General features: G+C 68.6%; 11 protein-coding genes. 5 read left to right on the forward strand and 6 right to left on the reverse strand.

The annotated features are described in order from the left end of the window. Positions 1–924 (reverse strand): ABC transporter ATP-binding protein, encoded by a 924-nt coding sequence (locus tag HOW07_RS10765; protein ID WP_121291253.1) that lies wholly within the window; start codon positions 922–924, stop codon positions 1–3. Between the two features lie 82 nt (positions 925–1,006). On the opposite strand from HOW07_RS10765, the gene HOW07_RS10770 reads away from it, so the two are divergent. After that, complete coding sequence (locus HOW07_RS10770; RefSeq protein WP_147427121.1) at positions 1,007–1,654, forward strand: TetR/AcrR family transcriptional regulator; 648 nt, start codon at positions 1,007–1,009, stop codon at positions 1,652–1,654. On the opposite strand, the gene HOW07_RS10775 is transcribed toward HOW07_RS10770, so the two are convergent. The 4 genes from HOW07_RS10775 to HOW07_RS10790 form a co-directional block, all read right to left on the reverse strand. Continuing rightward, entirely contained in the window at positions 1,624–2,532 is a 909-nt protein-coding gene (locus HOW07_RS10775) for a class C sortase (RefSeq protein WP_175116929.1), read from the reverse strand. The two genes, HOW07_RS10770 and HOW07_RS10775, sit on opposite strands and share 31 nt — an antisense overlap. Before the next feature lie 120 nt (positions 2,533–2,652). Continuing rightward, positions 2,653–4,176 carry a SpaH/EbpB family LPXTG-anchored major pilin gene (locus tag HOW07_RS10780; protein ID WP_175116930.1) on the reverse strand — a complete coding sequence of 508 codons (1,524 nt, stop codon included), beginning with the start codon at positions 4,174–4,176 and terminating at the stop codon, positions 2,653–2,655. A gap of 87 nt (positions 4,177–4,263) precedes the next feature. Further along, positions 4,264–8,469 carry a hypothetical protein gene (locus HOW07_RS10785; RefSeq protein WP_175116931.1) on the reverse strand — a complete coding sequence of 1,402 codons (4,206 nt, stop codon included), beginning with the start codon at positions 8,467–8,469 and terminating at the stop codon, positions 4,264–4,266. A gap of 443 nt (positions 8,470–8,912) precedes the next feature. Further along, positions 8,913–9,734, reverse strand: a complete 822-nt coding sequence (locus tag HOW07_RS10790; protein ID WP_175116932.1) for a TSUP family transporter — start codon at positions 9,732–9,734, stop codon at positions 8,913–8,915. A gap of 107 nt (positions 9,735–9,841) precedes the next feature. Here HOW07_RS10790 and HOW07_RS10795 point away from each other — a divergent pair, with 107 nt between their 5' ends. From HOW07_RS10795 to HOW07_RS10805, 3 genes are all read left to right on the forward strand, one after another. Beyond that, complete coding sequence (locus tag HOW07_RS10795; RefSeq protein ID WP_064295041.1) at positions 9,842–10,123, forward strand: helix-turn-helix transcriptional regulator; 282 nt, start codon at positions 9,842–9,844, stop codon at positions 10,121–10,123. 112 nt (positions 10,124–10,235) lie between these two features. Continuing rightward, positions 10,236–10,532, forward strand: a complete 297-nt coding sequence (locus tag HOW07_RS19460) for a hypothetical protein (protein ID WP_175116934.1) — start codon at positions 10,236–10,238, stop codon at positions 10,530–10,532. A gap of 117 nt (positions 10,533–10,649) precedes the next feature. Then, positions 10,650–11,129 carry a hypothetical protein gene (locus HOW07_RS10805; RefSeq protein WP_175116936.1) on the forward strand — a complete coding sequence of 160 codons (480 nt, stop codon included), beginning with the start codon at positions 10,650–10,652 and terminating at the stop codon, positions 11,127–11,129. Positions 11,130–11,234: 105 nt separating this feature from the next. Here HOW07_RS10805 and HOW07_RS10810 read toward each other — a convergent pair whose 3' ends face one another. Next, positions 11,235–11,501, reverse strand: a complete 267-nt coding sequence (locus HOW07_RS10810) for a hypothetical protein (RefSeq protein WP_175116938.1) — start codon at positions 11,499–11,501, stop codon at positions 11,235–11,237. 350 nt (positions 11,502–11,851) lie between these two features. Here HOW07_RS10810 and HOW07_RS10815 point away from each other — a divergent pair, with 350 nt between their 5' ends. Further along, the gene (locus HOW07_RS10815) at positions 11,852–12,304 is read left to right on the forward strand and encodes a VOC family protein (RefSeq protein WP_175116940.1); all 453 of its coding nucleotides are present in this window, start codon (positions 11,852–11,854) and stop codon (positions 12,302–12,304) included. Positions 12,305–12,376 lie beyond the last annotated feature (72 nt).

Consider the following 12,376-nt stretch of genomic DNA (forward strand, 5'->3'; position numbering starts at 1 on the left):
TCAGACGGCCTTTCGATCGGTGGAGGTCAGCGTCAGGAACGCGTCTTCGAGGGAATCCCGGATGAGCGTGAGCTCGGACAGTTCGATCGCGGTGGAGGCGGCGAGGTGACCGACCTGCTCCGTCCGCGCATCCGGCACCGTCACGACGTCGGCGTCGTCGGCATCCGGACGAGCTGACAGTCCGGCCTGTGAGAGCGCCTCGAGCAGGGCCGCCCGCTGCGGGGTCCGGACCCGGACGCACTCGCTCGTGTTGGCGGCGATGAACGCCTCGAGCGGCTGATCTGCGAGCAGTCGCCCGTCGTCGATCACGATGAGGTGGTCCGCGGTGAGTTCCATCTCGCCCATCAGGTGGCTCGAGAACAGCACCAGCCGACCCTCCGTGGCCAAGTCGCGCATGAGCGATCGTGCCCACCGGATGCCCTCGGGGTCGAGGCCGTTGAGGGGCTCGTCGAACATGACGATGCCGGGGTCGCCGATGAGCGCCGTCGCGATGCCCAGGCGCTGCTTCATTCCGAGGGAGAAGCCGCCCGCCGGCCGGGCACCCACCTCGGCCAGGCCGACGAGTTCCAGCGTCTCGGTGACGCGGCGTCTCGGGAGGCCGCCGGCGCGGGCGACCGAGGCGAGGTGGTCGATGGCCGTGCGTCGCGGGTGAACGGCGCGGGCGTCGAGCATGGCTCCGATGACCCGCATCGGCTGCGGCAGTTCAGCGAGACGGCGTCCGTCGACGGTCGCCGCGCCGCTGGTCGGCTGGTCGAGGCCGAGGAACATGCGCAGGGTCGTCGACTTGCCGGCGCCGTTCGGGCCGAGGAAACCGGTGACCTTGCCGGGGTCGACCTGGAAGGACAGCCGGTCGACGGCGGTGACGGTTCCGTAGCGCTTGACGAGCGCGTGGGCCTGCAGGGTTCCTGCGGTGATCTGACTCATGATCGCTACACTACACCGTGTGGTGTAGTGCCGCACCCGGCAGTGTAGGGTTCCTACGGACGACGGGAGCGCGGTGACGACGATGGACAAACCGACTCGGCAGGGGCAGGAGCACAAGCGCCTGGCCATCCTGGAGGCGGCGCGAGACCTGTTCCTCGAGCTCGGTGTCGAACGCACCAGCATGGACGCGATCTCCGCGCGCGCGGGAGTGTCGAAGCGCACCGTCTACGACTACTACGGCGACAAGCGTCGGCTGCTGCTCGGCGTCGTCGAGCGTGCGGGCGAGACCGCACTCGGCGCACTCAGCGGACTGGTGCAGGAACATCTCGCCGACGAGGCGGTCGCCGCGAACCCGTCCGGCTTCGCGGGAGCCGTCACCGGCTTCGCGACCGATCTCGGTGCCTCGTTGATCGCCTCCACCGACTACACCGCAGCGGTCAGGCTGATCGCGGAGAACGAGTCCCTGCTCCCCGAACTCGAGAACCACCCGCTGGACGAGGCCCATTCCCAGGTGCTCGCCGAGCGCTTCGCGCACTTCGCCGCTGCCGGGCTGCTCCGAGGCGACGACCCGCGCCTCGCCGCCGACCACTTCAACGCCCTCACCACGCTCCGAGTGCTGAACGAGCCGCTCCGGCTCCGAGGGAACCCGGAGCGGGTCCGACAGATCATGACGGACGGCACGGAAGCGTTCGTGCGGGCCTATGCGCTCGGCGGGCCCGTCTCGCCGTGAGCCGGTTCGCTCGGGCGTGGCGGTGACGCCGTCGAGGCCCGGTGCTGTCTCGGCGGGCGTCCGGACAGCCAGACGTAGGCGGTCGCGGTCAGGAGCACCCCGCCGGCGATCAGCGACCACCACGGGAAGGAAGGACCCTCCGGGTGCTCACCGGCGGCATCGAGATCCGATTGCGGGGTGGGGATGACCCGTTCGCCCGTGACGAGGATACGGTGGCTGTTGACGCCGAGGGGTGTGCAGGTCACGAGGGTGACGAGATCCTTGCCGTCGACCGGGAACAGGGACTGCGTGTCGGTGGGTTCGACGACCCTCGTGTCGGTGACCCGATAGGTGAGGACCTCGCCGAAGACCTCGATGGTGAAGGTGTCGCCGACCCGCACCCGGTCGAGATGGGTGAACAGCTCCGAGGTGGCCAGGCCCCGGTGTGCCGTGAGCACCGAATGCGTCGACGGTCCGCCGACCGGCACGGCCGTGCCTTTCAGGTGTCCGACGCCGTGTTCGAGCACCTCGTTGCTCGTCCCGTGCGAGATGGGCAGGTCGACCTTGATCGACGGGATTCGGAGTCGCCCCATGAGACCGGCCCCGTCGGCACGGAGGATCTGGTCGTAGTCGCCGTCCTGCTGGGGCTGCTCGGCCAGGGGGAGACGCTCGTTCGCCAGGAGGTTCGCACCGCCGCCGGTGATCTGCGCGTTGTAGTCACGGGCTTCGTCGAGACGTTGCTGCAGCGTGGCGGCACCGAGGTCCGCGACCTCGTCGGTCAGGCCGTCGATGCGCTGGGACTGCTCGTACTGGCTGAACCAGGAGACGGTCATCGGGAAGAGCAGGATCCCGGCGCCGGTGATCGCGACGAGCGCGATCGCCAACGAGCTCCGCGGCATCCGCCACCGCTCCGAACGACGGCGAGCACGCCGAGTGAGCGTGGGGCGCGCGGTGTCGCTCTGGGACGACGAAGGCGGGGGTCCCGCAGGACGCCCCGCCTTCTGTGTCATGATCCCAGGTTACGCGGAGACGGAAACCGCGCCCGCGCGACGGCGTGCCGCGGCGATCGCGGCACCGATGGCGATCGCCACGAGGGCGCCACCACCGAGGCCGAACCACAGGCCACCGTCACCACCGGTGAGCGGCAGCAGGAAGTTCGACGCGGACACCTGCGTGTGGTTGAACTCCACGTAGTTCTGCACCGGCGGGACGGTCGACGTCGGACCGGCGACCACCACGGCCTGGACCGGGTTGCTCTGCGGCAGGTTGAAGCCGGTCGGCGGGGTGATCTCACGCACGTAGTAGTTGCCGGGCGTGATGATCGGGATGGCGACGATGCCGTTGGCGCCGGTCGTCCAGCTCGTGTTGCCGTTGATGGTGATCGGGTTCTGCTGGTTGTTCGCGTCGTTCTGGTTCAGGTACACCTGGTAGACGGCACCGGCCAGTGGGGTGCGTGGACCACCGTTGTTGCTCTCGTAGGCGAACACCGTCAGCTGGCCGATCGGGGTCGTCCCGGTCACCGTCTCGAGGGCACCGTTGATGTTGGCCGTCGCGCTGTTGGTGATGAGCCCGTTCGACGGGATCGACACGGCACGCGTGAGGACGTTGAACGACACCAGTCCACCCTGCATCGTGGTGAGACGGGCGAGACCGGCCGAGGTGAAGGACAGCACCGAGGTCGCGTCCGCCGTCGAGGTCGCGGCGGTGTTGGTGATCGTGTAGTCGGCACCGAGCGCGAAGTTCTGCGCGATCCCTCCGGCGTTCGTCACGGTCACGGTCGACGGCGAGACCCCTGCGGGCGGCGAGGCGGGGAACACCAGGGCGCCGGGCACCGTGTCGGTGAGCGAGAAGCTGGTGATGGTGTCACCCGCGGCCAGGGTCGGCACGCTCGACGCGATCGCCCACCGGATGAGGTCGGGGTTGCGCGCTTCCGCGGAGTTCGCCGGTGCCGGGACGCGCGTCTTCGTCGTCTCGGTGACCGCGTTCTTCGGGTACACGTGGACGTCGTAGATCCACTGGTTCGCCGGTGCACCGACCGGGCCGGTCGGCAACGGGAGCGACACGAGGAACGGCGCCGTCGGGTTGGTCGCGGCGGCCGGCAGGACGGTCTCCTGCACGTAGAACAGACCCAGCGGCATGTCAGCGGGGAAGGTCGCCGTGCCGTCGGCGGTGGACGGTGCCGACGTGAACGGAGCACCGGTCAGACGGGTCGAGGCCGCCTGCGGGCTGAGGCTGTTCGCGACGGTCCACCCTTCAGGCGTCGTGAGGTCGACACCGGCGACCTGGGTGGCCGTGAAGACGGCTCCGGGGAGCGGGGTACCGAGGCCGGCGGTCGACGGCAGCTGCTGACCGGTGCCCGCGTTCTGCCCGTTGTTCGGGCCGAGTGCGAACTTGTGCACCGTGAAGCTGCGGGGCTGATTGGGGTCGATGTTGCCCGGCAGTGTCACCGCCTGCGCGGGGGCGACGTTCACGAGCGCAACGGCGGCGGCCAGCACGACGGTGCCGATCGCGGCGCCGAGACGCCTGGTGATGGATGTGGACATGGTTTCTCCTGTCGAAGGTGAAGTGCTGAACAGCGGGATGGGTTTCATGGGGTGGGTTCGGGGATGCGCGGGCGGGCGGTCAAGGTGTCACGTCGCCCTCCTTCGCGCCTCACGACGTCCCTGCCAGAGGGCGAGGACGAAGGCCAAGGCCAGCAGGGTCGATCCGCCGATGAGGAAGGCGTCGGTGCTCGGGCCTCCGGTCCGGGGCAACGCCGTCGGTTGGACGGGGGCGTTGACGAACCGGTAGACGGCGGTCTGCCCGGCGGGCGGAGCCGTGATCGTCGGTGAGGTCACCGTCGTCCAGGTGCCGTCCGGCTGCCGCCGTTCGATTCGCAACTGCTGGTACGCGAGGCGGGTCCCGCTCTGGGCGAGCGACTCGCTCAGGGTGTACGAGTGCCCCGGTCGGACGTCGAAGGTGCTGGCGGGGTTGCCGGAGGCGACGAAGTCCGCGCCTCGGACCGTGGTCTCGCCGAGCCCCGTGAACGCGGCCGGTGTCGCCGTCACGTTCCAGGTGGAGGGCTGGAACCCCGCCGCTGGGTTCTGCACGTTCTTCAGCAGGGTCAGGCTCGCCGTGGCGTTCGTGACCGTACACGTGACGTTGGTCGCCCGCTGCAGGCTGACATCGCCGGCGGCGGTCACCGGCACCGCGGTCCCGGTCTCCGTCACGCAGGACCAGCCGCCGACCTGCACATAGCTCGCAGGGCCGCCCGCCTCCGACAGGCGGTAGGGGCTGTCGGCCGACACGACGACCGCGTTCACGGATCCGCTGCCGGCCGCGCCACTCGGTCCGGCGAGGGAGGTGGACGCGCTTCGGGTGGCGCTCAGCTGCCACGACGAGGGAGCCGCGGTGCCGAAGGAGACGTTCTTGGCGAGGGTCAGGGTGGCGACCGGCCGGTTCGTGTAGACGCAGTCCACGACGTTGCCCGGTCCGATGTCGACGTTGACGGCGCCGCGCACCTGGTTGCCGACGGTCGTGACCGTCGTCGCTCCGGCGGCGCCGTTCACCGTGCACGCGAGGCTCTGGTAGCGGAAGCCTGACTGCGACGTCTCGGCGACGGTGATCCGTCCCCGTTGCGCCGCCGCACCGAAGAGCACCTGCCAGGTTGCCGATCCGTCGGATCCGGTGGACTGCGCAGGGTTCCGGGACGGCAGGATGCTGACGGTGCTTCCGGTGTTGGCGGTCGCGGTGGTGGTCATCGTCCAGCCGGGAGTGGGCGTCCGGTTGGCACCGTTCCAGTCCTCGACGATCTTCGTCACCCGTACCGTCGCGAACGGCGCCGGTGAATTGGAGAAGGTGCACGCGACTCCCACGCTCAACCGGTTCGGGATCGTGATCTCCGCCGTGGTCGCGGTGCCGGTGGAGATGCGGACGCCGTCTGCCCAGCACTCGTACACGCTCGTGTACGAGGTCAGCGGCGACGAGGACCCGCTCGCCATGGTCTCGGAGATGGTGACCGAGGTGTTGATCTGCGTCGGAGTCGGGCCGATGCGGGCGCTCTGGACACCCGTCGCCGTCCCGCTGGTGGTCACGGCCGCCGACTCGGCCAGCGGCGAACCCGCCGAGACGGCGAGCCGGAACTGGTCGGCCGCGTTGAGGCGCCCGACCACGTTCTTCTCGACGGACAGCGTGGACGGCGACGCGCAGCCGGCGAGGTCCGTGGAGGTGTTCGTCGTCGTGCCGATGGTGGCGCGGGGACTGTTGGGCACCCGCACCCAGGTCGCGGGATCGAACTGGTAGGCCGTCGTCCCGTTTCCGAGGAAGAGGGTTCCGGTGGGCGAGAAGGCGATGCCGTTCACGGCGGTGAGCGCCGCTCCGCTGTCGGTGCCGCTCAGTGCGCGTCGGGTCGTGGCGCTGGATGCGATGGTGCCGCCGGACGATGCCTGGAGTGATTCCCGCGTGACGCTGAACATGCCGACGTTGCTGGAGTCGGCCGCCGCCTGGACGATGTGGAGGTTCCCCTGCGCATCGAAGGAGATGTCGCCGTTCTCGCCGGCGGTGGTCCCGGTGAGCACCTGCCCGAGGTAGAGGAATCGGCTGCCGTTGTTCAGCGCGTTCGGGGTGTACTCCCAGAGCCGCATGGATCCGGCCGCCGACTTCCCGACGACGAACCGGCCGTTGAGCGGGTCGACCGCGCCACCGATGATGGTCCCGTCGAGGGCGGCACCGGTCCGGTCGAGGAACGAGCCCTGCGTCCCGGTGAACGCGGTGCGGGTCCCCTGGAGCGAGCCGTTGACGATCGTGTAGTTGACGACGCCACCGGCGTTCACGGCGTTGGTCCCGGTCCGGTCGATCGAGATGGCGCTCGTCCCGTTCGCGTTCACCCCGAGGGCGTTGATGTCGGTCGCACCGGTCACCGCTCCGACGAGTTGCGTGGGTGCGGCGGTGCTCGAAGCGTTCACCTGGGCGATGGACCCGTTGGTGCGCACCGCGTAGTAGTAGTTGCCGTCGCAGTACAGGGTCGCCGACTGCGGGGTGTTCGTGAACGTGCAGACGATCTCGGCGCCGGCTTCGTTCGGAATGGTGATGGGACCGGAGACCGACGTTCCGGTGGCCACCGTGGTCGTGCCGCGGATGCATTGATAGGTCGTCGAGTAGGTGTTGAGGGTCGCGGTCGACACGATGGACTCGGCGATCGTGTAGACGCTCCCCCTCGTGACGTTGATCGGACCGACCTGCTCGGTCTGGACACCGGTGTTGGCGCCGGTCGTCGTGGCGCTGGCGATCTCGGTCGCCCCGAGCGTCAGCGCGAGACGGAACTGGTCGCCCACGGTCGCGCGAGCGGTCACGGAGGTCCTGATCGTGATGCGCGCCGACGCTTCGACGACGAGGGAGGCGTTCTCGGGCGGGTTCAGCACCGTGCTGACGTTCGCCGGACCGTTCACGTAGGTGCCGGGGGTGTCCGACACGACGTTCACGGTGATCGTGCAGCTCGCCGCGCCTGCCGCGAGGTCGCCGCCGGACACCACGATCGATGACGCACCGGCACCGGCCTGCACGGAGAAGGCTGCGCCGGTGACGTTCACGCAGGTGCCGCCGACGGCCGGGGTCGGGGCGACGACCAGTCCGGCCGGCAGACTGTCGGTGAAGCCCCAGTCGTTCTTCGCGGCGAGCTCGGCGGTGTTCGTGACGGTGAAGGTCAGCGTCGTCGGGGTGCCTGTCGTGCCGGTGTCGGTGGCGAACGCCTTGTCGAGGCTCGGTGTGGCATCGACGATGCGCAGGTTGTCGAAGGCGAAGTCGTTGCCGGACGAGGCGGAGATCTGGTTGCTGACCCGGATGCGCGCTTGCGCCGCTTGCGCGGGGGTGAGGCGGACGGCCGTATCGGTGAAGAACCGGCCGGCCCGGACCGCGGTCTCGGTGCCGAAACCGCTCGACAGGGTGGGAGAGGTGTACCGGCCACCGGCGACGTTGCACGCCACGATCGGTGCCGCGGTGAGGGGCTGCACGGTCGCACCGAAGAGGATGGAGATGTCGAGACGGGAGTTGTTGTTCGCCCCGTTGGGCCTGGCCGAACAGGAATCCTCGGCGACATCGATGGAGGCCGCGTAGTACCGGTCGGCCGACGCCGTCAGGCCGACGGGCGCGGTGGACTCGATGACCGTCTGGTTCGCCGTCGTCGTCCCTCCCGTCATCGTCAGGGCGGTCACCGCGCGGTTGGCCTGCGACCCGGTGGTACCCGTCGTCGACCCATTGGCCGGTGCCGTGTTGCTCGTGCTGCCGGCGACACCGAGTCGGAACTGGCCGAGGACGTCGGCGAGTCGTCGCACCTGGTTGCGAGGAACGACGTCTGTTGCGGCACCGCAGTAGCCGGTCGACGGGAAGGTCACCGCGTAGTTCAGGATCACGCCGTTGCAGTTCGTGTAATTCAGCCAGAATGCGGCGGCGGTGAAACGGTTGGAGGCGTAGGGGCCGAGCTGGGCCGGGGTGGTGCTCGCCTCGAAGTCCTCGAGCCAGAGCTGCGCCGGAGCCTCTGGGACACCTGCGGCGAAGAGCGAGACGTCGGTCGGTGCCGCCGACCGGTTCTCCGCGTCCGGCGGTGACTCCTGCTCGGGCTCGTCGGCGGGCCCTGGCTCCTCGGCCGGTTCGGGCTCCTGCGCGCCGGGTGCCGGTTGCTCGGTCACCGGCGACGGGTCTGCATCGTCCGGCGTCGGCGGCGTCTCTGCGGGGGTTTCTGTGGGGACCGGGGCTTCGGCGGGTGGCTGGGTCTCCGACGGCGTCGGTTCCGCTGACGGCACATCGAGGGGTGTGGGCGTCGCCGCCGAGGCGCCCGGAGCGAAGAAGAGTCCGACCGTCATGGCCAACACGACCCCGTGCGTCACCAGCGGGAAGCCGCGGTGACGCCGCGCTGGTGAGCTGCGCGCGGCTGCGTGTGAGCGCGCGCGAAAGAGACGGTCGTGAGGCATGGCACATCCTGGGAAGGGCGACGTCTCCAGGACGTCGCTGGCGAGATAGCGGCTCCTGCGGTCCGGCCCAGGTGCGCTCGATCAGCGAAACGCATGCATCCGCCCGAGGCGGGATGTGCGTGGTTGAGAGAATCGGACAGGGAGACCTGCGGTCCCAGAGCGTGGAATGAGATTCTCTACTCGGCCCCCCGCCTTAGTTTGAGCGTACAAATACCTCACATGTCGGTCAAGAGCTCGCCTGTCCTCATTTTGGCCCACATATGGGGGTCAAAATGAGCTGTCTGCCGATTGGTCCGCGCGGTCGGTCGAGGGTGAGCGGGGAGGTCCCGGATGGGTCATGAACCCGCGAATTGCGTCACGGTGTCCCACGCGAGCTTCACGATGAGGATGGACAGCGTCACCAGGAAGACGATGCGCACGAAGCCGCTTCCGCGTTTCGTCGCCATACGGGCGCCGATGAACCCGCCGGTGATGTTCATGACGGCCATGGCGAGACCGAGCGCGAGCAGGACCTCGCCGTGCACCCCGTACACGACGAGGGCGGCGAGGTTCGTGGTGAGGTTGGCGATCTTCGCGTTCACGCTGGCCTGCAGGAAGCCGTAGCCGAGCACGCCGACGATGAGGATGACGAAGAACGAACCCGTTCCCGGTCCGAGGATGCCGTCATAGAAGCCCACCAGCAGGCCGATCATCGCCGCCCGCCAGGCGACGGCGGTGGCGCGCTCATGGCGGGGTTCGTGGTGCAGGCCCATGGTCGGCTTGAACAGGGTGTACAGCGCCACGGCGATCACGGCGACGAGCACGACGGGCGTCAACACGTCGCGAGGGACGTACCGCGAGAGGGCGGCACCGACGGTCGACCCGGCGTAGGCCCCGGCGACGAGAGGCACCAGTAGCGCGAGCCGCACCCTGATCTTGCGCAGGTACACCCAGCTCGCCGACAGGGTGCCGAAGAACGACGACAGCTTGTTCGTGCCCAGGATGAACGGGGTCGCGACGTCGTTCGGAACGGCGATGACGAGCGCGGGCAGCTGGATCAGCCCGCCGCCGCCGACGACCGCGTCGACCCAGCCGGCCACTCCGGCCGCAACGAGGAGGAGGATGAGCGCGGCCACCGAGACGGGGAGCCATTCGGCGATCAGCGGTCCATCGAGCACAGTCGCCCAGCCTAATCCTCAGGGTGACGATCCAGAGCACTGACATCGAACGGGGTCTTCGAGGGTTCAGACGATCCCGATGCATTCACATCTGCTTATATGTACAGATGAACGAGGATCTCGAACCTGCGGCCGAGTTGTTCAAGGCGCTGTCCTCCTCCTCGCGGTTGCGGTTGCTGCGCATCCTGGCCGGCGGCACATCCACGGTCGGCCAACTCGCCGAACAGAGCCAGTTGTCGCAGCCGTTGGTCTCGCAGCACCTGCGGACGCTGCGCTCGGCCGGCCTCGTCTCGGTGCAGCGGATCGGTCGAGAGGCGCACTACGACGTCGCTGACGTGCACGTCTCGCACATCGTCGACGATGCCGTGCAGCACGCGCTCGAGGGATAGCGAGAACCACTATCGTTTAGGTGCATGTATTGCAATTCGCTTATGAGTGAGATGTACTGGTCAAGCGTCGCCGTCCATCGCGACACCTCATCTCCTCCTTCGAAAGGCAACCATGAGCACGACTGACATCCACGCCGAGCACTCCGTCCACGAGCACGAGCACGGAACGGATTGCGGCCACGAGGCCGTCCAGCACGACGACCACACCGACTACGTGCACGGCACGCAACATCACGCTCTGCACGACGGTCACTACGACGAGCACGAGAGTGTCGCCGAGCACACCGTCGCCGACCACGAGCACGGTGCGGCGTGCGGTCACGACGCCGTCGACCACGACGGTCACGTCGACTACCTCCACGACGGCCACCAGCACGCCGCGCACGGCGAGCACTACGACGAGCACTGAGTCTCGTCCGATCCTCGTGTGAGGACATCACGCGGGATTCGAGCGGTGGGCGTCCGGCCCTGAGGACAAGCGCGGTTCCCGGGTGCACCGCGTGCCGGCTCGGGCTAGCATCGTGCCGTGGAATACCGCGAGATCGCCGGGGTCGTCTCGGCAGACGGAATGGCCGTGGCGGGCTGGATCGGGCAGGACCGCTACCGGGTCGGCGTCGACGAGTGGCAGTACGGCGGAGACGGGATGCTCAGCACCCTGCACGCCGACGTCGGCCCCACCCGGTGGATGCATGCCACGCGGACATCGGATCGCACCTGGCGCGTCGCCACTCCCTCCGGCTCGTTCGAGCTGCGGTGGCGGACCGACATCGCCCCGCACCTGTTCGAGCTCGTCGGGGCGGTCCTCTTCGGACGCGTCGAGGGGGTTCCTGGCGGGGCGCTCGTCGTGCCGCCACAGATGCCGGTGGCCGAGGCCGTGTTCGTGCTCTGGGTGGCGAACCACCTCGTGCGGGCCGCGCAGGCCGGAGCCATCGCCATGACTGCCGCCGTGAACGCCGTCAACGCCGTGAACACGGCGAACACCGTGGCCATGATCTCCCGGTTCTGAGTGAACGGATCGCGCCGTACGCGATGGTCGGAAGCCGTCGTAAGCGGTTGACGTCGACCACGCCTTCAGGAGCCCGTTTGGCGGCCCCTTCGCGCGGGGATTCGCCTAGTGATCGAGGTTCGTCGGCAGGTCGAGGTTGCGGAACGTGGAACTGTCATCGAAGGTCCCGTCGCCCGGACCCGGTCGTCCGGAGTGGTACAGGACGAAGCCGCAGATGAGGGCGAGCGGTCCGAGCGAGAGCCCCGCTGGTGCGAACCCCTCTGAGACCGGGATGCCGAAGGCGAACTGCGGGATCGACGCGAGGATGAGCGCGATTCCCGCGCCGATGCACCATCGTCCGGCCGTGCGGTGACGGCGTTGCTTCCGGTTCATGCGTGACACGCTATCGCCACAGCCGCTGTCGGACCAGCGTCACGGTGGTGTCCCGAGTGCTGCGGCGTTCCTCGTGGCCGCTGGGTCGGAGGACCGGCGCCCGGTCAGGCTGGGGCGACCGGCTGCTGGAGCTCGGTGACCGACACCGTGTCAGCGTCAGGCATCCCGTGACCTCGGTCGGATGCGCGTGAGCGAGTGACGTGACCGTCGATGCACAGCCGGTCGAGGATGGCGACGAACCGTCGCGCCGCGCTCGTCGGATCTCTCTTGACGTCGTCGACCATCGTCGTCATCATTCGAAAGCGACCGACGGTAACGGACCGCCGGCACCCTCGAGAGAGACGGCCCCGATGTCCACCATGATCTTCGTCAATCTTCCCGTCAGCGACCTGGACCGGTCACGCGTGTTCTTCGAGGCACTCGGCTACTCGATCAATGAGGGGTTCAGCGACGAGAACGCCATCAGCGTGGTCATCAGCGACACGATCACGGCGATGCTGCTCACGCGGGAGTTCTTCGCGGAGTTCACGAGCAAGTCGATCATCGACGCCACCACCTCCTCTGAGGTGCAGCTCGCGCTCAGCGCTGAGAGCAGAGCCGACGTCGATTCGATGTTCGAGCGGGCCATCGCGAGCGGGGCGACGCCTGCCGGCGAACAAGACCATGGCTTCATGTACTCGAAGAGCTTCGACGACCTCGACGGCCACCACTGGGACTTCGTCTGGATGGACCCGGAGGCGGCCGCCGGCGGTGCGCCGGAGATGACCGTCGAGGAGATGCGGGCGAACACGACGCACAGCTGAGCGCGTCGGGGGAGGCGTCGCCGTCGGCCGCATCACCGAGCAGGGGTCTACGTCGAACTCCCGCACGGGAAT

This window comes from Plantibacter sp. MCCC 1A11337 (genome assembly GCF_013349365.1).
Classification (GTDB): domain Bacteria; phylum Actinomycetota; class Actinomycetes; order Actinomycetales; family Microbacteriaceae; genus Plantibacter; species Plantibacter flavus_A.